This is a genomic window from Bradyrhizobium sp. WYCCWR15520 (genome assembly GCF_056174665.1).
The window spans coordinates 51,660-76,305 of sequence record NZ_JBWBWM010000037.1; the positions used below are offsets into that span (position 1 = coordinate 51,660).

General features: G+C 63.0%; 27 protein-coding genes and 1 pseudogene. 18 read left to right on the top strand and 10 right to left on the bottom strand.

Going from position 1 to position 24,646, the window contains the following annotated elements:
- Positions 1 to 99: 99 nt before the first annotated feature.
- Both AC0QUY_RS33010 and AC0QUY_RS33015 read right to left on the bottom strand, forming a co-directional pair.
- Positions 100 to 798: a pirin family protein gene (locus AC0QUY_RS33010; RefSeq protein ID WP_475390259.1), complete on the bottom strand. Its 699-nt coding sequence runs from the start codon at positions 796 to 798 to the stop codon at positions 100 to 102.
- 73 nt (positions 799 to 871) lie between these two features.
- Positions 872 to 1,624 carry an SDR family NAD(P)-dependent oxidoreductase gene (locus AC0QUY_RS33015; protein ID WP_475390260.1) on the bottom strand — a complete coding sequence of 251 codons (753 nt, stop codon included), beginning with the start codon at positions 1,622 to 1,624 and terminating at the stop codon, positions 872 to 874.
- A gap of 115 nt (positions 1,625 to 1,739) precedes the next feature.
- Here AC0QUY_RS33015 and AC0QUY_RS33020 point away from each other — a divergent pair, with 115 nt between their 5' ends.
- The 3 genes from AC0QUY_RS33020 to AC0QUY_RS33030 all read left to right on the top strand — a co-directional run bounded on the left by AC0QUY_RS33020 (position 1,740) and on the right by AC0QUY_RS33030 (position 4,248).
- Complete coding sequence (locus AC0QUY_RS33020; RefSeq protein ID WP_475390261.1) at positions 1,740 to 2,657, top strand: LysR family transcriptional regulator; 918 nt, start codon at positions 1,740 to 1,742, stop codon at positions 2,655 to 2,657.
- Positions 2,658 to 2,774: 117 nt separating this feature from the next.
- Entirely contained in the window at positions 2,775 to 3,764 is a 990-nt protein-coding gene (locus AC0QUY_RS33025; RefSeq protein ID WP_475390262.1) for a tripartite tricarboxylate transporter substrate binding protein, read from the top strand.
- Positions 3,765 to 3,891: 127 nt separating this feature from the next.
- A complete protein-coding gene (locus tag AC0QUY_RS33030; RefSeq protein ID WP_475390263.1) occupies positions 3,892 to 4,248 on the top strand; it encodes a hypothetical protein in 357 nt (118 codons plus the stop codon).
- A 52-nt stretch (positions 4,249 to 4,300) separates the two neighbouring features.
- On the opposite strand, the gene AC0QUY_RS33035 is transcribed toward AC0QUY_RS33030, so the two are convergent.
- Genes AC0QUY_RS33035 through AC0QUY_RS33050 form a run of 4 tightly spaced genes read right to left on the bottom strand, consistent with a single transcriptional unit; the run spans position 4,301 to position 7,296 of the window.
- Positions 4,301 to 4,789 carry a YbaK/EbsC family protein gene (locus AC0QUY_RS33035; RefSeq protein ID WP_475390264.1) on the bottom strand — a complete coding sequence of 163 codons (489 nt, stop codon included), beginning with the start codon at positions 4,787 to 4,789 and terminating at the stop codon, positions 4,301 to 4,303.
- A 1-nt stretch (position 4,790) separates the two neighbouring features.
- Positions 4,791 to 5,537 carry a haloacid dehalogenase type II gene (locus tag AC0QUY_RS33040; RefSeq protein WP_475390265.1) on the bottom strand — a complete coding sequence of 249 codons (747 nt, stop codon included), beginning with the start codon at positions 5,535 to 5,537 and terminating at the stop codon, positions 4,791 to 4,793.
- Positions 5,534 to 6,376, bottom strand: a complete 843-nt coding sequence (locus AC0QUY_RS33045) for a dienelactone hydrolase family protein (protein WP_475390266.1) — start codon at positions 6,374 to 6,376, stop codon at positions 5,534 to 5,536. Before AC0QUY_RS33045 ends, AC0QUY_RS33040 begins: the two co-directional genes overlap by 4 nt.
- 35 nt (positions 6,377 to 6,411) lie before the next feature.
- The gene (locus AC0QUY_RS33050) at positions 6,412 to 7,296 is read right to left on the bottom strand and encodes an amidohydrolase family protein (protein WP_057838072.1); all 885 of its coding nucleotides are present in this window, start codon (positions 7,294 to 7,296) and stop codon (positions 6,412 to 6,414) included.
- Positions 7,297 to 7,411: 115 nt separating this feature from the next.
- Here AC0QUY_RS33050 and AC0QUY_RS33055 point away from each other — a divergent pair, with 115 nt between their 5' ends.
- The 5 genes from AC0QUY_RS33055 to AC0QUY_RS33075 all read left to right on the top strand — a co-directional run bounded on the left by AC0QUY_RS33055 (position 7,412) and on the right by AC0QUY_RS33075 (position 9,851).
- A complete protein-coding gene (locus tag AC0QUY_RS33055) occupies positions 7,412 to 7,888 on the top strand; it encodes a MaoC family dehydratase (protein WP_475390267.1) in 477 nt (158 codons plus the stop codon).
- 13 nt (positions 7,889 to 7,901) lie between these two features.
- The gene (locus tag AC0QUY_RS33060; protein ID WP_161849804.1) at positions 7,902 to 8,351 is read left to right on the top strand and encodes a MaoC family dehydratase; all 450 of its coding nucleotides are present in this window, start codon (positions 7,902 to 7,904) and stop codon (positions 8,349 to 8,351) included.
- A 224-nt stretch (positions 8,352 to 8,575) separates the two neighbouring features.
- Positions 8,576 to 8,701 carry a type B 50S ribosomal protein L36 gene (gene ykgO / locus AC0QUY_RS33065; RefSeq protein WP_002718645.1) on the top strand — a complete coding sequence of 42 codons (126 nt, stop codon included), beginning with the start codon at positions 8,576 to 8,578 and terminating at the stop codon, positions 8,699 to 8,701.
- Between the two features lie 170 nt (positions 8,702 to 8,871).
- The gene (locus AC0QUY_RS33070; RefSeq protein WP_246738411.1) at positions 8,872 to 9,471 is read left to right on the top strand and encodes a tetratricopeptide repeat protein; all 600 of its coding nucleotides are present in this window, start codon (positions 8,872 to 8,874) and stop codon (positions 9,469 to 9,471) included.
- A 98-nt stretch (positions 9,472 to 9,569) separates the two neighbouring features.
- On the top strand, positions 9,570 to 9,851 hold the full coding sequence (locus AC0QUY_RS33075; RefSeq protein WP_161849802.1) for a hypothetical protein: 282 nt from the start codon (positions 9,570 to 9,572) through the stop codon (positions 9,849 to 9,851).
- Positions 9,852 to 9,896: 45 nt separating this feature from the next.
- Here the strand turns inward: AC0QUY_RS33075 and AC0QUY_RS33080 are convergent, their stop codons facing one another.
- Positions 9,897 to 10,076 (bottom strand): hypothetical protein, encoded by a 180-nt coding sequence (locus tag AC0QUY_RS33080; protein ID WP_028351545.1) that lies wholly within the window; start codon positions 10,074 to 10,076, stop codon positions 9,897 to 9,899.
- A gap of 255 nt (positions 10,077 to 10,331) precedes the next feature.
- On the opposite strand from AC0QUY_RS33080, the gene AC0QUY_RS33085 reads away from it, so the two are divergent.
- Both AC0QUY_RS33085 and AC0QUY_RS33090 read left to right on the top strand, forming a co-directional pair.
- On the top strand, positions 10,332 to 11,294 hold the full coding sequence (locus AC0QUY_RS33085; RefSeq protein ID WP_475390268.1) for an alpha/beta fold hydrolase: 963 nt from the start codon (positions 10,332 to 10,334) through the stop codon (positions 11,292 to 11,294).
- 166 nt (positions 11,295 to 11,460) lie between these two features.
- A complete protein-coding gene (locus AC0QUY_RS33090) occupies positions 11,461 to 11,754 on the top strand; it encodes an antibiotic biosynthesis monooxygenase (RefSeq protein WP_065753517.1) in 294 nt (97 codons plus the stop codon).
- A 194-nt stretch (positions 11,755 to 11,948) separates the two neighbouring features.
- Here AC0QUY_RS33090 and cycA read toward each other — a convergent pair whose 3' ends face one another.
- Positions 11,949 to 12,341: a cytochrome c-550 CycA gene (cycA, locus tag AC0QUY_RS33095; protein WP_475390269.1), complete on the bottom strand. Its 393-nt coding sequence runs from the start codon at positions 12,339 to 12,341 to the stop codon at positions 11,949 to 11,951.
- Between the two features lie 220 nt (positions 12,342 to 12,561).
- On the opposite strand from cycA, the gene AC0QUY_RS33100 reads away from it, so the two are divergent.
- The 7 genes from AC0QUY_RS33100 (at position 12,562) to AC0QUY_RS33130 (ending at position 20,527) form a co-directional block, all read left to right on the top strand.
- Positions 12,562 to 14,055 carry an FAD-linked oxidase C-terminal domain-containing protein gene (locus tag AC0QUY_RS33100; protein WP_475390270.1) on the top strand — a complete coding sequence of 498 codons (1,494 nt, stop codon included), beginning with the start codon at positions 12,562 to 12,564 and terminating at the stop codon, positions 14,053 to 14,055.
- 17 nt (positions 14,056 to 14,072) lie between these two features.
- The gene (locus AC0QUY_RS33105; RefSeq protein WP_475390271.1) at positions 14,073 to 15,239 is read left to right on the top strand and encodes a hypothetical protein; all 1,167 of its coding nucleotides are present in this window, start codon (positions 14,073 to 14,075) and stop codon (positions 15,237 to 15,239) included.
- Between the two features lie 159 nt (positions 15,240 to 15,398).
- Positions 15,399 to 16,637 carry an FAD-binding protein gene (locus AC0QUY_RS33110; protein WP_475390272.1) on the top strand — a complete coding sequence of 413 codons (1,239 nt, stop codon included), beginning with the start codon at positions 15,399 to 15,401 and terminating at the stop codon, positions 16,635 to 16,637.
- A complete protein-coding gene (gene glcF / locus AC0QUY_RS33115) occupies positions 16,634 to 17,959 on the top strand; it encodes a glycolate oxidase subunit GlcF (protein WP_475390273.1) in 1,326 nt (441 codons plus the stop codon). The genes AC0QUY_RS33110 and glcF overlap by 4 nt, the downstream gene beginning before the upstream one ends.
- A 221-nt stretch (positions 17,960 to 18,180) precedes the next feature.
- Positions 18,181 to 18,531: a histone gene (locus tag AC0QUY_RS33120; RefSeq protein ID WP_161849795.1), complete on the top strand. Its 351-nt coding sequence runs from the start codon at positions 18,181 to 18,183 to the stop codon at positions 18,529 to 18,531.
- Positions 18,532 to 18,930: 399 nt separating this feature from the next.
- Positions 18,931 to 19,947, top strand: a complete 1,017-nt coding sequence (locus tag AC0QUY_RS33125) for a TorF family putative porin (protein WP_475390274.1) — start codon at positions 18,931 to 18,933, stop codon at positions 19,945 to 19,947.
- Between the two features lie 91 nt (positions 19,948 to 20,038).
- Complete coding sequence (locus AC0QUY_RS33130) at positions 20,039 to 20,527, top strand: HPP family protein (protein WP_246738410.1); 489 nt, start codon at positions 20,039 to 20,041, stop codon at positions 20,525 to 20,527.
- 12 nt (positions 20,528 to 20,539) lie between these two features.
- Here AC0QUY_RS33130 and AC0QUY_RS33135 read toward each other — a convergent pair whose 3' ends face one another.
- Positions 20,540 to 22,282: an ABC transporter ATP-binding protein/permease gene (locus tag AC0QUY_RS33135; protein WP_475390275.1), complete on the bottom strand. Its 1,743-nt coding sequence runs from the start codon at positions 22,280 to 22,282 to the stop codon at positions 20,540 to 20,542.
- A gap of 305 nt (positions 22,283 to 22,587) precedes the next feature.
- Here AC0QUY_RS33135 and AC0QUY_RS33140 point away from each other — a divergent pair, with 305 nt between their 5' ends.
- On the top strand, positions 22,588 to 24,252 hold the full coding sequence (locus AC0QUY_RS33140) for an L-lactate permease (protein ID WP_475390276.1): 1,665 nt from the start codon (positions 22,588 to 22,590) through the stop codon (positions 24,250 to 24,252).
- Positions 24,253 to 24,423: 171 nt separating this feature from the next.
- Here AC0QUY_RS33140 and AC0QUY_RS33145 read toward each other — a convergent pair.
- A pseudogene (locus tag AC0QUY_RS33145) lies at positions 24,424 to 24,646 on the bottom strand (acetamidase/formamidase family protein); the annotation flags it as partial.

Here is a 24,646-nt window from a genome sequence, read left to right on the forward strand (position 1 = left end):
GTTGAGCTGTCATTGCCGGGCTTGACCCGGCAATCCCTCGCCTTGAGTCTTGCGAAGAGGGATGGATGCCCGGGTCAAGCCCGGGCATGACGAGTGGAGTTACGCCGCGTCGACCAGCACCAGTTCGGAATCTTCCAGCGCGGTAATCGTCAGCTTCGCCTCGTCGCTGATCGCGGCGCCATCGCGGGCGTTGACGCGCACGCCGTTGACTTCGACGCTGCCGGCCGCCGGCACCAGATAGAGATGCCGCGCCTTCTCCGCGGAATATTCCGCGCTATCGCCGGCCTTCAGCGTTGTGGCGAGCACCCGCGCATTGGCGCGGATCGGCAGCGCGTCCTTGTCGCCTTCAATGCCGCTGGCGATGGTGACGAGCTTGCCGGAGCGATCCGACTTCGGAAACGGTTTGGCGCCCCAAGTCGGCTGGCCGCCCGTCGTCGTCGGCTCGATCCAGATCTGGAAGATCTTGGCCTTCGAAGGCTCCAGATTGTATTCGGAATGACGAATGCCGCTGCCGGCGCTCATCACCTGCACGTCGCCGGCTTCAGTGCGGCCCTTGTTGCCGAGCGAGTCCTGATGCGTGATCGCGCCTTCGCGGACATAAGTGATGATTTCCATGTTGGCGTGCGGATGGGCGGGAAAGCCGGTGTTCGGCGCAATCTCGTCATCGTTCCACACCCGCAAGGAGCCGTGGCCCATATTGTCGGGATCATAGTGGCTGCCGAACGAGAAGTGATGTTTTGCTTTCAGCCAGCCGTGATCAGCGCTGCCGAGCTTTGCAAAAGGTCTAAGTTCGATCATGGGATATTCCTTCGTTGAAAGTTCTTTGAATTAGGAAGCCGGGCGGCATGCGCCCGGCCTCGCTGGATTTGAATTACGCGCCGAAGCCGCCGTCGACGTTGAGCACGGTGCCGGTCACGAAGGAGGCTTCGGGGCTCGCGAGGAAAACGACGCCGGCGGCGATCTCTTCCGGCTTGCCGAAGCGTTGCAGCGCGTGCTGCTTGCGCTGCAGGGCGGCAAAATCGCGGTCGTCGTCCGGGTTCAAGTCGGTGTCGATCGAGCCTGGCTGCAGCACGTTGACGGTGATGCCGCGCGGTCCGAGGTCGCGCGCCGCGCCCTTGGTGTAGCCAACGACGGCCGCCTTGGTGGCGGCGTAGTCGGCGAGGCCGGGGAACGAGGCGCGGGTCGCGATATCGGAGCCGATCGTCACGATGCGGCCGCCTTCGCCCATCAGCTTTGCCGCCGCGCGGATCGCAGTAATGACGCCGTCGACATTCACCGCGCTCTGCCGGGCCAATGCCGCGGTATCCGCATTGGGATCATCGACCGCGCCGCCGACGGCAACGCCGGCATTGTTGACGAGGATGTCGAGGCGGCCGAAATCCTTGGCGACGTTTTTCACGAGTTGATCGACGTCGACGGAGGAGGCCTGGTCGGCCTTGTAGGCGCGGGCATTGACGCCCTTGGCCTTCAGCTCGGTGACGACAGCCTCGGCCTTGTCGGGAGAGGCGACATAGCTGATGGCGACGTTGGCACCTTGTTCCGCGAGGGCGCGGGCGCTGGCCGCGCCGATGCCGCGCGAACCGCCGGTGACGAGGGCTACCTTGCCTGAGAGCTTCTTGGTCATTGGATTCTCCATTGCTTGAATTCCCGATGTCCCTTGGATATGCCGCCGACCGTGGTATAGAAATAGAAACTATTGAAACTCATTGTTTCCAAAAATGACCTTCAGGGGTGGCCGCATGTCAAAGCTCCCGGATTTCGAGGCGCTGGCGATTTTCGCAAAAGTCGTGGAATTGCGGTCGTTTGCATCGGCCGCGACCGAGCTCGCGCTGTCCAAGGCGACCGTGTCCAAGGCGGTCAGCCGGCTGGAGCAGCGGCTCGGCGCGCGGCTGTTCAACCGCACTTCGCGGCGGCTGGCGCTGACCGATGCCGGGCAGAGGCTGGCCGAGCGCGCGGCGCGCCTCCTGGCCGATGGCGAGGACGCCGAGAACGAGGCCTTGTCGCAATCGATGGCGCCGCGCGGGCTGGTGCGGCTCGCAGTGCCGATGACGTTCGGCGTCAAGGCGATAGCGCCGATCCTGCCGGAATTTCTCGCCGCTTACCCGGAGGTCTCGATCGATCTGCACCTGAGCGATGCAACCGTCGACCTGATCGGGGAGGGTTTCGATGCCGGCCTGCGCATCGCGCGCCTGCCGGATTCTTCGCTGATCGCGCGGCGGCTCTGCGCGATGCCGCGCTACACCGTGGCGGCGCCATCCTATTTAAAGCGCCACGGCCGGCCGACACACCCGATGCATCTGGCCCAGCACAAATGCTTCGGCTACGCCTATCTCTCGACTGCAAATGTCTGGCATTACACCAACGCCTCAGGCGAGCAGGCCAGCGTGCGCCCCGCAGGCCAGCTCCGCGTCAACAATGGCGAGGCACTGTTGCCGTCCGTCATCGCCGGCCTCGGCATCGCCGATCTGCCCGACTTCATCATCGGCGACGCCATCGCATCCGGCGAAGTCGAGGTGATCCTGAAAGGCTGGCACCAGCCCGAAGGCGCCGTGCATCTGGTGACGCCACCCGGCGGCCCGCGACCCGCGCGGGTGGAGGTGCTGGCGGATTTTCTCGCGAAGCATTTTGCGAAGGCGAAGAAGCGGAGGAACGGCTAGGCGTTGATCTTCATCCTCCCCCTCCAGGGGAGGGTGAGACGACGCGCACTATCGCCAGATGCCTTGTATCGGCTAGGCTGCCCCCAATAACGAAAATAAATCGGGAGGCCCTCACCAATGAACCGCCGCGAACTTCTCAAGGCGGCAGCCGCGCTGCCGCTGGCGCAGACCGCGCTCTCCAGAGCCGCGTCAGCCCAAGCCCCATACCCTTCCCGCAACATCACCATGATCGTCCCATTCCCGCCGGGCGGCCAGGCTGATCTCGCCGCGCGGCCGGTGGCGCAGGCGCTGGAGCGGATCCTCGGCAAGCCCGTCATCGTCGACAACCGCGCCGGTGGCGGCGGCGGATCGGTCGGCAACGCGGCGGCGGCACGCGCCGAGCCCGACGGGCATACGCTATTGATGACACTATCTTCGCTCGCGGTGCTCCCCGAGGCCGATCGGCTGTTCGACCGGCCGGTGGCGTATGAAGTCTCGCAATTCGCGCCGATCGCGCGCGTGCTCGCCGATCCGACGCTGCTCGCGGTACCGGCCTCGGCGCCGTGGAAGACGCTGCAGGAGTTCGTCGACGACGCCAAGAAGCGTCCCGGACAAATTCCCTACGGCTCGTCCGGGCCCTACGGCACGCTGCATGTGGCGATGGAGATGTTTGCAGCGAGCGCCGGCATCAAGCTGCTGCACGTGCCGTTCCGCGGCGCCGGTCCGGCGCTGACCGCGCTCTTGAGCGGCACCATTCAAGCGGTGGCGTCAGCGCCGGGCACGCTGAAGCAGCAGGTCGATGACGGCAAGATGCGCGTGCTCGCCAATTGGGGCGCCGAGCGCATCAAGAGTTTTCCCGATCTGCCGACCTTCAAGGAACTCGGCTACAAGGATGTCGAGTTCTACATCTGGGCCGGACTGTTCGCGCAAAGCGCGCTGCCGGCGCCGATCATGACCCGGCTGCGCGAAGCGATGGCGGAAGCGGTGAAGGCGCCCGAGGTGGTGAAGACATATGAAACCGCCGGTAGCCCGGTGGCCTATCTCGACGCGCCGGAGTTTGCAAAATTCGTCGCGGAAGACAGCGCCCGGCTGGTCGCAGCCGTGAAGAAAATCGGCAAGGTGGAGTAGGGAACTCGCTTCACATTTTTTTGTTCGCACCAACGTCGCGTGGCCGCATTCATCCAGCAGGCTTGATGCATCATCACCGCGCGGAAACGTCCGCGCCTAACTGAAAACACAAAGAAAGGACCCGTGCATGCGAACGCAGCGGATTGTCCTCGGCCTTGCCATAGCGATCGGCGGCATCGCACCAGCATTCTCGCAGGAATATCGCGGAACCTGGGAACAGCAGATGGCCTGCACGCCCGATGTGTGGCGGCTCTGCGGCGACCAGATTCCGGATGTCAGTCGGATCGTGGCTTGCTTGCGGCATAACACGCCGCAGCTCTCCAGCAATTGCCGCGCGGTGTTCGAATCGAGCGCCGAGCAGCAGCAGGTCAATCGTGCGCCAGGGCAGCGTGTGCCGCAGCAGGCGCCGCGCGGCCGCGCGCCGCAGCAAATGCAGCGAGAAGCGTTGCCCCCGCCGAGGCCGTACTTCGACGAATACGACTAAAGCGTTTTCAAGCGAAGTGGAGACCGGTCGCGTCAAGAAAACGCGTCAGACTCTAGACCGCCGACGCGGCCTCAACTGGCCTGGTCTCGCAGACGTCGACCCATTCGGCCGCCGTCAGTTCCGCCATGCGCTCAGGGGTAATTTTCACCGCGCTGTGGGTTGAGCCCGCGGCCGGCACCACGATGTCGAACGCCTTCAGCGAAACATCGCAATAGATCGGCAGCGGCGTTTTCAATCCGAACGGACAGACGCCGCCGACCTCATGCCCGGTGATCTCGGCGACCTCGTCGAGGCCGAGCATCTTCGGCTTTCCACCGAACAGCGCCTTCACCTTCTTGTTGTCCATCCGCGACGTGCCTGCCGCCACGATCAGCACCATGCGCTCGCCGATCCTTAAGGACAGCGTCTTCGCAATGCGCGCCGGCTCGACGCCGTAAGCTTCCGCCGCCAGCGCAACGGTCGCCGAACTCATTTGGGATTCGATCACGGAGATATCGGGCGCCTTTTCTGCGAAGAAGGCGCGGACGGACTCAAGGCTCATTTCAGGACCTTTGGACAGACACCAGGGCGGGGAGTTCGGCGAGACCGCGGATGCGATGATCCGGCGTCACGCCAAGCTCATCCATCTGGGTACGCAACGCCCAAAACATCGTCAATGGCGGCAGTGTCTCGCTTTCGAGGCAGGCCAGCGCCATCGCTTCCGGCGTCACCCGCTCGATCCAGGCGACGTTGAGCCCGAACGCCTTGGCGCCGCAGGCGTCCCATGGGTTGGCCGAGATGAACAGCACCTCGGCAGGCGGCACCTGCAGCACTTCCTCGATCAGCATGTAGGCTTCGGGGCTGGGCTTGAAAATCTTTTTGGCGTCGACGCTGATGACTGCGTCGAGCAGTTGGTCGAGCCCGCTGTTCTTCACCAGCGCGTTGAGCATATCGGGGCTGCCGTTGGACAGGATCGCGAGCTTGCGATCCTTCATTGCCGATAATGCCGCAAGCGCATCCGGATAGGGATCGAGATGCAGATATTTGTCGATGATGCGCGCGAAAGTCTCGTCGTCATATTCGAGCCCGAGGCTCGCAAGCGTGTAGGCCAGCGAGTCGCGTGTCACGTCAGAGAAATCCTGGTAGCGCCGCATCAGCGAGCGCAGCCAGGTATATTCGAGCTGCTTGATGCGCCAGACCTGGGTGATGATCTCGCCATAGCCGGGAAACGCGTCCTCGGTGACGTCGGCCACCGACTGGACGTCGTAAAGCGTGCCATAGGCGTCGAAGACAATGGCTTTGATGGTCACGGTTGCTTCTCTTTTTCGCCGATGGTCGCATGCAGGAATTTCCGTACGGCGTCGACCGATCGATCCCGCGCCTCCTCGTTGAATTCAAGGTGATGGCCCAGGAACTTTTGGGGCGTGCGGAAATGCGGCACGTCGAAATCATGATAGGCGCCGGGATAGACGGTGAGTTCGATCGGAATCCCCTGGCCCTTCTCGCGTGAGATACCCCAGTCGTCACGGCCTTCGGCAAGGTTGCGACACTCGTTCGCCGGCGTCCAGTCGTCGAGCTCGCCGACCAGAATCAGGGTCGGCACCGTCATGTTGCCTTTGAGGCCGAGGCAAGGCGGATAGAAGCCGATCGCCGCGCGGAATTTTTCTTTCGAACTGCGTTCGATCGCGCCGTGCTCGACAGCATGCAACGCCAGCATTGCGCCTTGTGAAAATCCCACCACGGCCACGCGGTCCGGGTCGACCGATGACTGTCCGACGATGAAATTCAGTGCGCGGTAGGCATCATACAGGGTCGGTGGCGGCGGTCCCGTACAGGCGCTCGTGATGCCGCGTGTTCCGAAGGAGTCCACAGTCAGCGTGACATAGCCCCACGCCGCAAGCAGCTTGCCCCAGCGCTCGTCGAGTCCCCGCCAGCCGCCGCCGCAGCCGTGCAACAGCACGACCGCAGGCGAAGGGCCGGGGCCATCGGGCAATCGCAGGTAACCCTGCAACGCTTGCGGACCGCCCACCAGCGGGCTTTGGAATTCGACAAGGCGCGGCGGCCTGTCGGCCGCCAGCACAGAGTTCACGCCCGCGCCCCAGATCAGGAGCGCGGCGAGCAGGGCGGCAATTCTGGCGAAGTTCGTCATCGATCACCTCGCAGGTTGCCGCCGATGATACTCTTTTAGATTCCCAAAATCTTCCGCGCGTTGGCCTTCATCACCTTCGGCCGGATCTCCTCGCGGATCTCGAGTTTTGCAAAATCCGCCAGCCAGCGGTCCGGCGTGATCACCGGCCAGTCCGAGCCGAACAGCATCTTGTCCTGCAAAATCGAATTGATGTAGCGCACCAGGATCGGCGGGAAATATTTCGGCGACCAGCCGGAGAGATCGATATAGACGTTCGGCTTGTGGGTCGCGACCGACAGCGCCTCTTCCTGCCAGGGGAAGGAGGGATGTGCGAGGATGATCTTCAGATCGGGAAAATCCGCCGCGACGTCGTCCATGTACATCGGGTTGGAATATTTCAGCCGCATCCCCATGCCGCCGGGCATGCCTGAGCCGACGCCGGTCTGGCCGGTGTGAAACAGCGCGATCGCGCCGCCATCGTTGATCGCTTCATAGAGCGGATAGGCCATGCGGTCGTTGGCGTAAAAGCCCTGCATGGTCGGATGGAATTTGAAGCCGCGGACGCCGTATTCCTCGATCAGCTTGCGTGCTTCCCGCACGCCGAGCTTGCCCTTGTGCGGATCGATTGACACGAAGGGGATGAGGACGTCGAGATGGTCGGAAGCCACCTCCAGCATTTCGTAATTGTTGTAGCGGCGGAATCCGGTCTCGCGCTCGGCATCAACAGGGAAGATCACGGCCGCGATATTCTTCGAGCGGTAGTAGGCCGCAGTCTCCGGCACGGTCGGCGGATGCTTGTGCGGCGATTTGAAGTACTCGGCCATGCGCTCCTGGAAGTCGTCATAGCCGTCGTCGCCATGCAGGCCGCACGGTTCTTCCGCATGGGTATGGATGTCGATCGCGACGACCTTTTCGATATCGGGCAGCTTGAGCTTGGGCATATGGGGTTTCCCGCCGACTTGATTTTTGGGTCTGGAAAATTGATTATACTATATAACGAATTCCGCAAGACGGCAGAAAATAAACAGCGGAGAATAGAAAGTAAGGGAGTGTGGCATGGCGCAGGCCGAGGCCTTCGAGACCGATTTCTGGAAAGACGCCAATTTGCGCAAGGTCTGGGACGACATCGTTCCCGGCGAGCCGCGCAAGACCATCCCCTATACGCTGACCAAGGAGGCGATCGAGCTGTACTGCAAATCGGTCGGCGAGGATCACCCGATCTATTTCGACGAGGCCTACGCCAGGACCACCCGCTATGGCGGACTGATCGCGCCGCCCTCGATCCACATCCTCTTGATGTTTTCCTGCACGCCGGCGGACGACTGGATGCGCTCGCCCGGAACCGTCAATGCCGGCCAGTCCTGGAGCTACAACATTCCGGCGCGCCCGGGCGACGTCATCACCCTGCAGGCCCGCGCGCTCGACAAGTTCATCAAGCGCGAACGGCTGTTCGTGGTGCACGACAATGTCTTCTTCAATCGGAAGGGTGACGTAATCTGCTCCGGCCGTGGCTGGACGATTCGGCCGATGTGAGAGGGAGCGATCAATGACCGCTACATTCGACAATCTCTCCGCCGGCGACGTCATCGACGGCCCGAAATTCGCGGTCTCGCGCGAGTCCATCCGCCTGTTCTGCGATGCCTCGCTCGACTACAACCCGCTGCATCTCGACGACGACTACATGAAGGGCAACTTCGGCAAGACCAATTTCGGCGGCATCATCATGCACGGCATGAACAATTTCGGCCTGATCTCACGGATGATCACGGATTGGGCCTGCCCCGCCGGCGCGGTCCACCGGCGGCTGGAGACGCGCTGGGTCAAGCCGGTCCGGCCCGGCGACACCATCCAGCCCTCTGGAATCATCAAGGCCAAGCAGACGACCGAAAAATCCCGCTGGGTGTTGATCGACGTGGTGGTGAAGAACCAGGCGGGTGAAAAGGTCGCGACCGGCGAGGCCTTGGTCGAATTCCCGCGTGACCTGTTTTGCCAGTGATTGCGGGGAGTTCTTCCGGAAGCCGGGCTGTCCGACGCTAGGTCCGGAACGGTAGATGGACCCGAAAGCGGCCCCATTCGGAATTGACATCCGGTGCCGCCTTCCTTAGAACCCGCCCCATCCCGGGCGGATGGCCGCTTTTCGGGGTAAATCCCATTTTGCCACTTTCGGGTAGCTCAGGTTCGGGCCTCCAGCACGGCCTTTCGAAGCATCAGGATTGTCCCATGAAGGTCCGTAACTCCTTGAAATCGCTGCGTGGTCGCCACCGCAACAACCGTCTGGTCCGCCGCAAGGGCCGGGTTTACGTGATCAACAAGGTGCAGCGCCGCTTCAAGGCTCGCCAAGGCTAAGCCTGGAACGCAAGGCTAAGCCCGGGACGCCGAGGCGCTTTTTTCTTCGTTTCACATGTCTTTGATATGACGTGCCGCTTTGCGGCGCGATTTTGCGCGTCTAGACTTGCGCCATGGCTTTGAGATTCCCAGGCGCCCGTAACTGCCGAATCGTGATAACAGCCGCTGTCATGACAGCCGTGCCGGCGGCCGCTTTTGCCCAGAACAACACCCAGGTCGTTCCCCCGCCGAAAGCCCAGAAGAAATTGCCGGAAGCGCCGAGCAAGCTTCCCAAGGTCGGCGCCGATCGCACCCGCGGGCTGGATTTCCTGTTCGGCGCGCTGAAGGCCGCCCCGGATGAGGCCAGCGCCAAGCACGTCGAGGCGCGGATCTGGGCGCTGTGGATGCAGACCCCGAGCGACACGGCTGCGCTGTTGATGCTGCGCGCCAAGGCCGCGATGGATGCGCAGAAAATCGACGTCGCGCTGAAGCTGCTCGACTCCGTCGTCAAGCTCCGTCCGGATTATACCGAGGCGTGGAACCGGCGCGCGACGCTGTACTACCTGAAGAACGATTACACCCGTTCGCTGGATGACATCCGGCAGGTGCTGATCCGCGAGCCCCGACATTTCGGTGCGCTGGCAGGCCTCGGCATGATCATGCAGGAAATCGGCGACGAAAGGCGCGCGCTGGAAGCTTTCCGCAAGGCGCTGGCCGTCAATCCGCATCTCGAGAAGGTGCCGGAACTGGTCAAGACGCTGACCGAAAAGGTCGAAGGCCGCGATATCTGAACTCTTGCGGTTAACCCTGATTCCCGACGAATTACTTCAGGAAGGAACGTAGCTCCGCCGAAGCGTTGTTGTCGGCTGACTGCGTACAGGAGCGAGCCATGAAATCATTGCTGCTGGCAGGCGCGATGATAGTCGCGGCCAAAACTTGCGCTTTGGCACAAGGCGGCTATTGGGTGGTTGGCGACCACGCCACCGGCAAATGCGAGATTGTGACGAGCAATCCCGTGATCAACGCCCAGGTCGGCGGGAATATCTGGTTCGGAACCGGACCCTACCAGTCGCGCAGCGACGCCAAGCTGGCCCGTTCGACCATCCCCCAATGTCCGGCGGTGCAAGAACCGCCCGCGAACACGCAGGACGACGAGAATAAATCCGACTAGCCATATTCGAGCCGTTCGCGTCAGGAAACGCGGCGGCCCAAAGCTCTAGTGTACGGCGTTGCTGCCGCGGGCGAGACCATCGAGACCGACTGCCGCGTAGATTTGCGCCAATTCCGTCTCAAGCTGCTCATTGACCCGCAACAGCGCCTTGAGTGCGCCGCGGATGTCGCCATTGCAACTCGCTACGATCTGATCGATGGCGGCTTCGCTTGCGTCGGAAATCATGGCATTCCTCCGGTTTACGCTGGAACAATTTGTAGTGAGCGGCCCTGTTCCTGTGGATGTTGGGTAAGGCGCCCGGCTACCCCCCAATCAGGCACGCGCACACATGGCGAAAGTGGCAACGGCACTGTACAAACCTGCCGATGACGTCAGTATGACCCCGCTATCCACAGGATCGTCCCTCTGTGGACAACGTCCGAAACCTGCGCCGGCCCGAGCCGTAGCTCGCAGGTGCAAAAGATCAGTCGGAAATTTCAGATGGTAGTCGTGATTGCAGTGACGGCGCTGCTGGTGCTGGCGCTGGTCACGCAAATCGGCGTCTTTCTCGCGCAGCGGGCCCATCCGCCCCAGGGCAGGATGATCGAGGTGACCGGCGGGGCCCTCCATATCCTCGATATCGGTCCGCGGGATGCGGCCGGCCCGCCGGTCGTGATGTTGCATGGCGCGAGTTCCAACCTCGAAGTGATGCGGCAGCCGGTCGGGGAACTGCTGGCCAGGAAGCACCGCGTGCTCCTGATCGATCGTCCCGGGCATGGCTGGAGCACTCGCGCCCGGCTTGAGGACTCCACGCCCGAAATTCAGGCCCGCATGATCAGTGAGGCGCTGGCCAGGCTCGGCGTCGGCGAGGCGATCCTTGTGGTGCATTCCTGGGCCGGCGCGCTGGGGGCGCGGATCGCGCTGGATTACCCGCAAACCGTCGCCGGCCTTCTGATGCTGGCGCCGGTGGCCTATCCGTGGCCCGGCGGCGTCGGGCGCTACAACAGGCTGATCGCCACGCCGGTGATCGGCCCGCTATTCGCCTACACCATCACGCTGCCGCTCGGCCTCCTGTTGGCGGAGCCGGGCGCGCGGGGCGTGTTCCTGCCGCAGACCATGCCGGACGGCTTTGTCAAAAACACCGCCACGCCGCTGTTGCTGCGCCCGCGCGAATTCATCGCCAATGCGCGCGATCTGGTGACGCTGAAGGCGGCGGTGGCCGAGCAGGCGCCGCGCTACGGCGAGATCAAGGCACCCGTCACCATCATCACCGGCGATGCCGACAAGACGGTGTCGACCGACCGACATTCACGGCCGTTCGCAGCGGCTGCGCCGAACGTGAAACTGATGGTGCTGCCGGATGTCGGCCACATGGTCCAGCAAGCGGTTCCCGATCTCGTCATTGCCGAGGTCGAGGCGATGATCTCGGCGGCGGCGCCGAGTGCGACAGCCGCGGCCCATTGAGCCGTTCGAGAATCCGATTATTGCGCGATCAAGGACGATGAGACCATGCGTGCCTCACGGCCCCGGGTGGGCTACGATCGGTGCGCGCGGGATTCCGCTGCTCGTCCCGCGGGATGAAGCTTTGGAAATTGCGATATCGGGCAGCCGACCTTCGAGGGAGAGCCCCATGTACGCCGCCATTCGTCAGGGCAAGGCCAAGGCCGGCAAGGCCGAAGAACTGACACGCCGGATCAAGGAGGGCGCGATCCCAGTCATCAGTGGGGTCGAGGGATTCATGGGCTACTACGTGGTCTATGCGCCCGACGACACGGTGATCGCGATCAGCCTGTTCAACAATTTTGCAGCCGCCGAGGAATCCAACAAGCGCGCGCTGGCATGGATCGAGCACGACCTGGCGCCGCTGTTGACCGGGCCGGCGACCGCCATGGCCGGACCCGTGATCGTGCACACGCTGGCTTGAAAGGGCTGGCGCGGGCCGCAAGGGCATAGTGCATCCGCTCGTCATGCCCGGCCTTGTGCCGGGCATCCACGTCTCTGCTTCAGCAGGCAAGAAAGACGTGGATGGCCGGGACAAGCCCGGCCATGACGGAAAGTACATCGAACGCGTCTCCGGACGACGCCGTGCATCGCCGGGAGAACCATCAGGCCCAGCCCTTACTTCGTCTTGCCGTCCTTGTCGTACTGCGCGATGTAGGCCCAGAGATCACCGGCCTCTTTCTCGTTCTTGATGCCGGCGAAGATCATCTTGGTGCCGGGTATCTTTGCCTTGGGGTCCTTGATGTATTCGAGGAAGACATCCTTGTTCCAGGTGATGCCGGAATTCTTGTTGGCGTCCGAATAGGAGTAGCCCTCGATGGTGCCGGACTTGCGGCCATCGAGCCCGTTCAGCACCGGTCCGACCTTGTTCTTGGCGCCGTCGCCAATGGCGTGGCAGGCCAGGCATTTGTTGAACGAGGTCTTGCCGGCGGCAGCGTCCTGCGCCAGCGCGCCAGGCGCCGTGGCCAGTGAGGTAACGACAACCAGCGCGCTCAAAGTCGATGTTTTCATGTGGTGCTCTTCGTTTCTTCCCAGGAGGCGGATTTCTTGTGGCAGGCCCGCTTGGATTGGACAAGCCACGAAACCTTGACAGGTTTCACCATTGCCGACTTGTCCCAGAGAGAACTGACGTTTGACGCGCCGCAATGCAACCTTCGGATAACCTACCCAAACCTTGGTAGACGTGCTTGATTTGCCATCATAAATCGTTGCGAGGCTTGGAGGGACACGCATGGCCATCATGATGCCGGCTGCCGATCAGGCGGTTCTTGGCCGTCGCGGCGAGATCGTGGCGGCCCTGCGCGCGATCGTGCCCGGCGAGGGCGTCATCGACAGTGCGGCCGAAATGCAGGTCTATGAATCCGATGGCCTCACCGCCTATCGGCAACCCCCGATGGTCGTGGTGCTCCCCGACACCACCGAGCAGGTCTCGCAGGTCCTGAAATATTGCTTCGAGCAGGGCATCAAGGTGGTGCCGCGCGGTTCCGGCACGTCGCTGTCCGGCGGCGCGCTGCCGCTGGTCGACGGCGTGCTGCTGGGGCTCGGCAAGTTCAAGCGCATCCGCGAGATCGATTTCGACAACCGTGTGGTGGTGACCGAACCCGGCGTTACCAACCTCGCCATCAGCCAGGCGGTGGCGCATGCCGGCTTCTACTATGCGCCCGATCCGTCGTCCCAAATTGCATGCTCGATCGGCGGCAATGTCGCGGAAAATTCCGGAGGTGTGCATTGCCTGAAATACGGCATGACCACCAACAATGTGCTCGGCTGCGAGATCGTGCTGATGTCGGGCGAGATCCTGCGCATCGGCGGCAAAGCGGCGGAGAACTCCGGCTACGACCTGATGGGCATCATCACCGGGTCCGAAGGCCTGCTCGGTGTCATCACCGAGATCACGGTGCGCATCCTGCAGAAGCCGGAGACGGCGCGGGCGCTGATGGTCGGCTTCGCCGAGGTCGAAGCCGCCGGCGAATGCGTGGCGCGGATCATCGGCGCCGGCATCATTCCCGGCGGCATGGAGATGATGGACAAGCCCGCGATCCATGCTGCGGAGGCTTTTGTTCACGCCGGCTATCCGCTCGATGTCGAGGCGCTGTTGATCATTGAGCTCGATGGCCCCAGCGTCGAGGTCGACGAACTGATCAAGCGCGTCGAGACGATCGCGCAAGCCTGTGGCTCGACCACCTGCCAGATCTCCACCTCCGAGGCCGAGCGCAATCTGTTCTGGGCCGGCCGCAAGGCGGCATTCCCGGCGGTCGGGCGGATATCGCCCGACTATCTCTGCATGGACGGCACCATCCCGCGCGGCGCGCTGCCGAAGGCGCTGGCGCGCATCCGCGACCTCTCGGAAAAATACCAGCTCGGCGTCGCCAACGTCTTTCACGCCGGCGACGGCAACCTGCATCCGCTGATCCTCTACGACGCCAACAAGCCCGGCGAGATCGAACGGGCGGAAGCCTTCGGCGCCGATATCCTGCGTGCCTGCGTCGAATTCGGCGGCGTGCTCACCGGCGAGCATGGCGTCGGCATCGAGAAGCGCGATTTGATGCCGGAGATGTTTTCGGAAGTAGACCTCAACCAGCAGCAGCGCCTGAAATGCGCCTTCGACGCGCAGGGCCTGCTCAACCCCGGCAAAGTGTTTCCGACCCTGCACCGCTGCGCCGAACTCGGCCGCATGCATGTGCACGGCGGCAAGCTGGCGTTTCCGGATTTGCCGCGGTTCTAGAAGAGCCCACGTCTGCGATGAGCGAGTTTAGCACCAGCTATCATATTCGCCTCGGCGAAGGTCCTGATGTGCAGAAGGTGCTGCGCCAAGCCAAAGTCAGCGGCGTCGTATTTGGACCGGCGAACGGATGGCTGACCTTCGTTCCGTATCCTAAATCGGTGATGTACCGGGGCGAGGCGCGTTTCGCCGATTATCTTTCGAAGCTGACCCGCTGTCCGGTCCTTTACTATTTTTATGCCGAGGACCATGGCTGGAGCTTCGCGCTCGCCCACACGGAGCGTTCCCTGGTCCAGTTTGCGTGCTGGTGGGACCCGCACCCGGCTGTCGAGCTTGATCAATACGATCCGCTCGCGCTTGCGCCGCTCGTCACGTCGCACTTGCTGGAGCCGCTGCTTCGTTCGTTGGATCGAGAGGAAGCGGTGCGAGAGGAGCCAGCGTATCGGTTTGCCGAACTGCTCGGGCTTCCTGCCTACAGGTGGCTCTCCCCGGAACTGGCACAGGAACGGACGCAGGACCTCCTCAAACAGGGTGGTCGCAAGCTCGGTACCAAGCCCGCCAGCGTAGCGAAGCGGCTTCGGCTTCCGCCAGATCGACAGATCGCGCTGCCGCAACCATATCTCAGTGCACGCGAAGCTCTGGATCTCATCGTCCCGTTCATGGCGCAGTTCAAGGCGCCCTGGAGCCTGACGATGCTGTCGACCTACGGTTTCCGGCTCTCTGACGGTCGTGGCATTTGGCAGGCGCGATGGCGCTACGGTGACAGTGGCGACATGGTGGAGGCCGTACTCATGGAAGACGGCAGGTTGTCGTTCCGCGGCAGTTCAGCCCCGTCTTATGAAATAGATGATCTGATGAAAGCGATGCGCTTGCCCGAGACGTGGCTCGACAGCACCGACATCGCTGCGATCATGGCGAGCCTACCCGTTCCTTTCGGATTGACACCATCATCTCTGGGATCGATGACACTGAGATCCTTCATAGACCATCCGCACATCTGGGAGGTCTTGACACCGGGAGATCGGAATGGCGTTGAACCGTTCGCGTCCTGGGTCGTCCATCTTGACGCGGCTTCCGGGGAAGTCTTGGGCGAACAACTAGGTCGGAGGTTCGGCCACGAGATCGTTCCTGTGAGACAACGCGTGAAGAATGGCGATTGGCTGGACTTGAACTATCGTAATCGATGACCGCATGCGGTTCGTCCATCGGATAGGGTGACCGCATTCGCGCTTGGCCTGCAGCGGACGCAGGCGCACTTGTCTCCGCCATCCATCGCTTTAGAAGGGATAGGATGGGCGGCCTCCGGACGGCGGCCCGCTTGAGAGAGGGACGAGAGGCGGAACCTTGTGGACACCCTGAAAGTACGAGACGCCAAGGATGTCGAAGAGGTCGTGCGCGCGGCGATCGCCAGCGAGCAGCCGCTGGAGATCATCGGCCATGGCACCAGGCGCGCTATCGGTCATCCGATGGCGACCAACGCGGTGCTCGACGTGTCGGCGCTGAACGCGGTTTCTTCCTACGAGCCGAACGAGCTGATCATCACGGTGCAATCAGGCGCCCCGCTCGCCGACGTGCAGTCGCTGATCGATTCCAAGAACCAGCAATTCGCCTTCGAGCCGATGGACACGTCGTCTCTGCTTGGCGCATCGGGCAGTGGGACCATCGGCGGCATGATCGGCGCTGGCCTCGCCGGTCCCCGCCGGATCCGGGCGGGCGGGGCGCGCGACCATCTCCTCGGTGCGCATGCGGTGTCTGGCTTCGGCGACAGTTTTAAAACCGGGGGCAGGGTGGTGAAGAACGTCACCGGCTACGATCTCTGCAAGCTCCTGGCGGGATCGTGGGGTACGCTGGCGGTGATGACGGAAGTCACGCTCAAGGTGATGCCTAGACCTGAGAGCGAGCGCACGCTGGTGCTCTCCGGGCTCGACGATGTCGTCGCGAATCGGGCGATGACCGCGGCGCTCGGCTCGCCCTACGACGTCTCGGGTGCGGCGCATCTGCCGAATTCGGCGTTCCGTCCCGCGACCGGCGTACTTGCAGGTCTGTCGGCGCAGGGGCGGGCGGTCACGCTGCTGCGGCTCGAAGGCATCGCGGCCTCGGTCGCGGACCGCGCGGCTTCGCTGGCCAAGACGCTTGCGCCGTTCGGGCCCGTGGATACGCTGCAGGATGCAGCCTCGGCATCGGTCTGGAGCGCCATCCGCGACGTCGAACCCTTTGCCGCCAGCGGGGCGCTCGGCGTCTGGCCGGTGTGGCGGATCGTCTGTCCGCCGGCTTCCGGCGGCGCGCTCGGCCAGGCGCTGGCGCGCGAGACCGGGGGCGACGTGATCTATGATTGGGGCGGCGGCCTGATCTGGGCGGCCTTGCCGCCCAAGCCGGATGCGCAGGCGGCGTTCGTGCGTCAGCGCGTCGAGGCGGCCGGCGGTCACGCATCGCTGATCCGGGCGTCCGAGCAGGTCCGGCGCGATGTCGACGTCTTCCATCCACAAGCGGAGGGCCTTGCCGCCTTGAGCGAGCGCGTGCGCCACAGCTTCGATCCCAGGATCATCCTCAATCGCGGCCGGATGCTGAAGGGGTCTGCGACATGAAAACCGAATTTTCCCTGGCCCAACTCGCCGACCCCGATATCGCCGTAGCCGACAAGATCCTGCGCGCCTGCGTGCATTGCGGCTTCTGCACCGCGACCTGTCCGACCTATGTGCTGCTCGGCGACGAGCTCGATAGCCCGCGCGGGCGCATCTACCTGATCAAGGAGATGCTGGAAAAGGACAAGCCGCCGACGGCGGAGGTGGTCAAGCATATCGACCGCTGCCTCTCCTGCCTCGCCTGCATGACCACCTGTCCCTCGGGCGTGCACTACATGCACCTGGTCGATCAGGCACGGGTGCGGATCGAGAGGGACTATTCGCGGCCCTTGGCCGAGCGGGCCTTGCGCGCGGTGCTGGGGCTGGTGCTGCCGCGGCCCAAGCTGTTTCGCGCCAGCATGGTCATGGCGCGGCTGGCCCGGCCGTTCGCGGCCCTGTTGCCGGCGTCAGGCGCAGCCGCGACACCCGGCCTGTTGCGGCGAATCAAGGCGATGCTGGCGCTCGCGCCGAAAGGCCTTCCGGCGCCAGGACCCTCGGGCGGCAGCGTCTTTCCGGCCATCGGCGAGCGGCGCGGGCGGGTCGCCCTGCTGCAGGGCTGCGCCCAGCAGGTGCTGGCGCCGCGCATCAACCAGGCCGCCATCAATCTCCTGACCCGCCACGGCATCGAGGTCGTCCTGGTCAAGGACGAGCAATGCTGCGGCGCGCTCACCCATCACCTCGGGCAGGACGGCGACGCGCTGGCGCGGGCCCGCGCCAACATCAACGTGTGGAAAAAGGAAGCGGAACAAGGCGGCCTCGATGCCATCCTGATCACCGCATCGGGCTGCGGCACGGTTATCAAGGACTATGGCTTCATGCTGCGTGAGGATCGCGATTATGCTGCTCCCGCAGCGCAAATCTCCGCGCTGGCAAAGGATATCACCGAGTTTCTCGGTGGCATCGCGCTCGCGCCAACGACGCAAAAAGGCGACGTCACAATCGCCTATCACTCGGCATGTTCGCTACAGCATGGACAGAAAATCACAGGCCTTCCGAAAGAATTGCTTTCCAAGAATGGATTCGTGGTGAAAGATGTGCCGGAGAGCCATTTGTGTTGCGGTTCGGCGGGGACCTACAACATTCTCCAGCCCGACATTGCGAGCAGGTTGCGCGATCGAAAGGTCGCCAACATTGCGACAGTCAAACCGGACATGATCGCTGCAGGCAATATTGGATGCATGGTTCAGATTGCCAGCGGTACGTCAGTTCCTGTGGTGCACACGATTGAGCTTCTCGATTGGGCGACAGGAGGTCCAAAGCCTGGATCGTTAACAGGATTGAACTGATCGATCGGCCTAAAGGGCATGATCTGGGAGAGCCTGCCCTGCACTGGGGGCGCCGGTTGGGGGACGGCTTTTCACCGGGATAGACGCGAAAATGTCTGCCTGGAGATCGTGCCTGGATACGGGATGGAGCGGGAGGACACTTCGAAGAAGTGTCGCCCCGGTCTGGCCCAGGACTATTCGAAGCGCTCGACAGACATGGACAGCGTCAACAGGAGGACCAGATGGCGAAGAAGAGTAAGAAGGCCAAGAAGTCTAAAAAGGCCAAGAAGGCCGTAGTGGCGAAGAAGAAATCCGCGAAAAAGGCAGCGAAGAAATCGGCGAAGAAGGCTGCAAAGAAGACCGCAAAGAAGTCGGCCAAGAAGGCCGCCAAGAAATCAAAGGCTGCGCCGAAGAAGGCTGCCAAGAAGAGCGCGGCCAAGAAGAGGGCGGCCAAGCCCGCTGCTCCCAAGACGGAGCCGGCGCCGGCTCCCGAGCCGGAACCCGCGCCCGCTCCAGCGGCGAGCTGGGCCAGCCCGGAACCGTCCAATCCCTCATGGGCCGCCGGCTCGTCCAACGGCGGCGACCACAACTAGACGGTCCCTGTCAGGGGCTGAATTTTTGAAAGGCCGCAGCGTCAGCGCTGCGGCCTTTTTCGTGGACCCTGCGAGGCCCCAGAGACCGTGTTTTCCCGGAAAAGTTGATTCGCAAAAATGCGCTCTGCGGTGTGTCGCCGGCGTCGCCTTTTGCCGTTCCGAATGTCGCGCCGACGAGCGGTCGACCCCCAAAATTGTTGTGGGAATGCAACACACGCCGACAAGATTTATCGAAATCGGCAGAATGCCTAAAAAGGCGGCGGCTGCTTGACTTTTTTGCTTCACGACAATGGCCCCTCAGCCCACTGTGTGACTGCGTTAAGACATTTGGCCGCAGCCGCTTATCGTTTGCCCCGGGGGGCCGGAGCGGGACTGTCTAGAAGGTGGATGGGGATCGTCATGAAGAAACTGGCTTTGTTGGCAACGGCGCTGGCAATGGTATCGGGCTCGGCTCTCGCTGCGGATCTGCGGGTGAAGGCCGTCAAGGCGCCGCCGCCGCCGGCGTTCGATCCCTGGGATTTCGCCTTCGGCGCCGGGATCACCAACGACTACATCTTCCGCGGCATCACCCAGTCCAACCACAAGCCGTCGGTCAACGCTTACTTCGAACCGCGCTACAACGTCACCAAGGACTTCCAGCTCTATGTCGGCCTGGGCGCCGCGAGCATCTCCTTCCCCAACCGCGCCGCGGCTGAAGTCGACGCCTACGGCGGTGCCCGCCTGACGGTCGGACAGTTCGCCTTCGACGTCGGCGCCTGGGGCTATCTGTATCCGGGCGGCACCTGCCACTACGGCTTCGGCGCGACTACCGATTTCGCGGGCGTCCCGCTCAGCAACGAGTGCCAAATCAACCAGCTGGTCAACGGCAACGTCATCAAGAAGGACCTCAGCTTCTTCGAGGTCTATGGCAAGGTGAACTACACCTTCAACGACAACTTCTCGATGGGCGGCAACGTCTATTATACGCCGAGCTTCCTCAACAGCGGCGCCGAAGGCACCTACGCTTCGATCGTCGGCAAGGCGATCGCACCGAGCACCTGGTTCGGCGCCAGCGGCATCGGCATGTATGTGTCGGGTGAATTCGGCCGCCAGTGGCTGGGCACCTCGGACTCCTTCTACGGCGTCGCTGCGTTCCCGAACGGCATCAACTACGCCGATTACAACACCTGGAATATCGGCATCGGCTTCACCTACAAGGTGTTCACGCTGGACTTCCGTTACTCCGACACCAACCTGTCGAAGGGTGATTGCAACGCTTTCACCAGCGACTTCGCCGCTCGTGGCAACGTCAACGGAACCACCCTTGGTACCTTCGTGACGCCGATCAATCCGTCGGGCGTCGGTTCGAACTGGTGCGGCGCCGCCGGCATCGTCAAGCTCTCGGCTGACCTGACCGCGATGACCAACCTGAAGTAAGATCTTCCTGTCGAAGACAAGGGGGCGGCAGAGCGATCTGCCGCCCCTTTTCTTTTTGGGTGGCGCGATGAAACGGAATTGGCGTCGCGTGATGCGGAAAGCGATCGCCCGCAACGATCACCGCAGCGTTGTGGCGGGCGCGGTTGCGGGCCTCGGCGGCGCGATTGCCATCGGGGCCATGGAGTGGTTCTCGCTCGCTTTGCATTATCCGCTCGCGGTGATTCCGTTCGCCACCTCGATCGTGCTGGTGATCGGATCGCCCGAGGTGGCGCCGGCGCAGCCGCGCGCTTTGATCGGCGGGCATCTGGTGTCGGCGCTGGTCGGCCTTGCCGTGCTGAAACTGACGGGGCCGCAAGCCTGGGCCGCGGCCATGGCCGTCGGCCTCTCCATTCTGGCGATGTACGTGACCGGCACCTTTCACCCGCCCGCGGGCATCAACCCGCTGCTGGTGGTTTCAGGCAACCTGCCGTGGACGTTCCTGCTGGCGCCGGTGCTGGCCGGCGCGCTGCTGTTGACCGCGTTCTCCTATGTCTGGCACCGCTGGGTACGCCGCCAGCCCTGGCCGCAGCGTTGGATGTAGAGCGCTCCACGCCTATGACGCAGCGGCGCGCGTTCCATCCTGAACCGCAAAGCGGTCGCCATCGCGGGTGAAAACGACATTGCGCCCGTGGAACGCGTCGAGCGTCGAGCGGTGGCCGATCGAGACGATCGTGGTCTGCGGCAATTTCTGCTCGACCAGGCGGTACAGCGCGGCCTCCGAAGGTTCGTCGAGCGAGGCGGTGGCCTCGTCGAGGAACAGATAGTTCGGCGCGTGCAACAGCGCGCGTGCGAGCCCGAGGCGCTGCTGCTCGCCGAGCGAGAGCGTGCGATTCCAGTGTCCTTCTTCGCCGATTTGCGACGCGAGTTTTGGCAGTCCCACCGCTTCGATCGCGCTGCTGATCTGGCTGTCGGTGAACGTGCCGTCCTTCGCCGGATATTCGACTGCGCTGCGCAGCGAGCCGGTCGGGAAATACGGCCGCTGCGGCAACATCATCAGTGTTGCGCCGGCAGGTATCGCGATCGTACCGGCGCCGAACGGCCAGATGCCGGCGATGGCGCGGAAGAGCGTGGATTTGCCGGAGCCGGACGGGCCGGTGACCAGCGTGCGCTCGCCCTTGCGCAAGGTGAATCCATCCGCGTTCACCAGCGGCGTTCCGTTCGGCAGGCGCAGCGCCACGCCCTTGAGGTCGATCGCGCCGCCGCCTCCCGCGGTGACATGAATCCTGTCATCGCTGGTAGCGAGCTTTTCTGCTGCCACGACGCCCGCCTCGAACCCATCGAGGCGATTGACCACCGCCTGCCACTCCGCCAGCGAGCGATAGATCGAGATGAAGAACGAAAGCGCACCCTGCACGTTCGAAAATGCTGACGCGGTTTGCATCATGCCGCCGAGCTGGATCTTCTGCGCAAAATAGGCCGGCGCCACCAGGACATAGGGAAAGATCACTGAAGCCTGATTGTAGCTCGCCGTGAACGCCGTTATCTTCTTGGTCCGGCTCATGATGGCGAGCCAGTTCTCCACCACGCGTCCGAATCGCACCAGCAGGCGTTCGCGCTCCGCGGCCTCGCCGTGCAACAGCGCGATCTGCTCGGAGTTCTCCCGGACGCGCACCAGATTGAAACGAAAATCCGCTTCGTATTGCTGTTGCCGGAAATCGATGCCGACCAATCGCCAGCCGATCAGATGGGTTAGCACGGTGCCGAGCACCGAATAGATTAGCGCGACCCAGACGAGGTAGCCGGGAATTGCATATTCCTCGCCAAACAGGTGCAGCGGTGCGGCGTTCGAAAGGCTCCACAGCATCACGACATAGGACGCCAGCGTGACAATCGAGTTCAAAAGGCCGACGCCGATGTTGAGCGTGCGATCGACGAACAGTTTGACGTCGTCGGTCATGCGCTGGTCGGGGTTGTCGGCCGCATCCCCCTGAAGCTGCATCCGGTAGTGGTTGGCCTGATGCAGCCAGTCGCCGAGATATTGCGCTGTCATCCAGCGCCGCCAGCGGATCTGCAGCCATTGATTGAGGTAGAGCTGGTAGACCGCCAGCACGATGAAGATTGTCGCGAGGACGCAGAAATAGATGATCTCGCTGACGAAGGAGTCCCAGTTTCGGTCCTGCAGGGCGTTGTAGAAGCGGGCGTTCCACAGCGTGATCAGGACGTTGATGCCGACGACGGCAAGCTCAATGGCGATCACGGCGGCGAGCAGCGTCAGGCCCGCCCACTTGTCCTCGGAACGGAAATAAGGGGCGGACATGCGCCACACGGTGGCGAGCGTCGAGCGGATATTGTTCACAGATCACCGTCTCCGGGGAATCGGGCCTAACGCCCTGAAAGGATGGAAGAATTGGGGTCTACTACGAAGGTCTGGGCAATTTACCGCCTGCGACGGCTTGTCGCAGCCCTCGGCTAGACCCTAGCATGGCTGCGGCGGCGAGGGGCGGTGGCCATCGAACTTCGCGAGGTTGTGAGCGTTGGCGAGCCCAAGGCGAAGCTTAAGGCAGCCCAACCCCGCTTTTCCACGGTTGTTCCCGCCGATCGATTCAGCACGTGACCGGCCATCCACGCCGGCGCGCCAACAACAATGTGGGGAGAACCGCAATGTGGGACCAACACTATAATCCGCTTGGCAACGCCGCACTGTCGACGATCGCCGCCGCCGTGCCCGTCGTCACCCTGTTGGTGCTGATTGCGAGCGGCAAGGTCAAGGCGCATCTCGCGGCCATCGTCGCGCTTGTTGTCGCCAACATCATCACGATCGCCATCTTCACCATGCCCGCCGGCATGTCGATCCGCGCCTCGCTGCTCGGCGTCGTCATCGGCTTCTTCCCGATCGGCTGGATCGTGCTCAACGTCATCTTCCTCTACCGCATCACCGTCGAGACCGGCCGCTTCGAGTTGTTGCAGCGAGCGATCGGCGGCGTCACCACCGATCGCAGGCTGCAGCTTCTCCTGATCGCATTCGCGTTCGGCGCGTTCTTCGAAGGCGCGTCCGGCTTCGGCACGCCGGTTGCGATCACCGGCGCGGTCCTGATCGGTCTCGGCTTCTCGCCGCTGGCCGCCTCCGGCCTGTCGCTGATCGCCAACACCGCGCCGGTCGCTTACGGCGCGCTCGGCACGCCGATCCAGGGGCTGGCGTCGGTGACCGGCCTTGATCCCTATGTGCTCGGCGCCATGGTCGGCCGGCAGTTACCGTTCTTCTCGCTGATCGTGCCGTTCTGGCTGATCTGGGCCTTCGCCGGCTGGCGCGGCATGATCGCGATCTGGCCGGCCATTCTCGTCACCGGCGTCTCCTTTGCGGTCCCGCAATTCGTGATCTCGAACTTCATCAACCCCTGGATCGTCGATATCGGCGCGTCGCTGATCTCGATGGGCTGCCTGATCCTGTTCCTTAAAGTTTGGCAACCGCGCGAACTCTGGCTGTCGCCCGCGCTCCGCAGCCGGGATGAATCCGCTTCGACGATGAAGCCCGCCAAGCCGCTGGATACGACGAAGCTCAGCCAGGCGCAGCTATGGAGCGCGCTGCTGCCGTGGATCATCGTCTGCATCGTGATGCTGATCTGGGGCACCGGCGCGTTCAAGGGCTGGGCGAACGCGAACTTCGCCTGGAAATTCGAGGTGCCCGAGCTGCACAATATGATCAACAAAGTGCCGCCGGTGGCCGCCAAGCCGACGCCGGAGGCGGCGCTGTTCGACTTCACCTATCTGTCGTTCACCGGGACCGGCATGCTGATTGCCGCCATCATCTCCGGCCTGCTGATGGGTTATTCGCCGGCGAAGATGATCGGCGAATACAGCCGCACCATCAAACTATGCGCGATCTCGCTGATCACGATCTCGGCGATGCTGGCGATCGGCACGCTGACGCGGCTCTCCGGCGTCGACGCCACGCTCGGCCTCGCCTTCGCCGCCACCGGCGTGCTCTATCCCTTCTTCGGCACGCTGCTCGGCTGGCTCGGCGTGGCGCTGACGGGATCGGATACATCGTCGAACGTGCTGTTCGGCAACCTACAGAAGATCACCGCCGAACAGCTCGGCCTGTCGCCGGTGCTGATGGCGGCCGCCAATTCTTCCGGCGGCGTCATGGGCAAGATGATTGATGCGCAATCCATCGTCGTCGCCTCGACCGCCACCAACTGGTACGGCCACGAAGGCACGATCCTTCGTTACGTCTTCCTGCATTCGATCGTGCTGGCCTGCCTCGTCGGCGTACTGGTGACGCTGCAGGCCTACGTCTACCCGTTCACGATGATGGTGTTGAAGTAGGACCGCAGATGGAGCGACCCGCCAACGATCCCCGCGGCCGACGCCGCGGGGATTTGTTATTGGTACGGGATTCGTGCGAGGCCCCGTTTTGCGTGTGGTCTCGCAAGACCGACGGGCATAATCAACGCGGCCAAGCTCATGCGGGAACCAACCAACGCGCGGTGTTTTGGATCAGGTCTCGCCACCGGCGAAGATATCCTTCTTGATGACCGCATGGACGCCCCAATTTCCATCGACCACCTGGGTGATGCCGAAGTCGACGCCAACCGTAATCAAGGAGATTGCCTCATCTTCGGTCAGCTTCTTGGTTGTCATCAGGAATTTGCGCATCTTGCGGAAAGCATCGCGCAAAGCCAGGTCAACCGACGATTTCGAGTAAATGTCTGACTGCGCC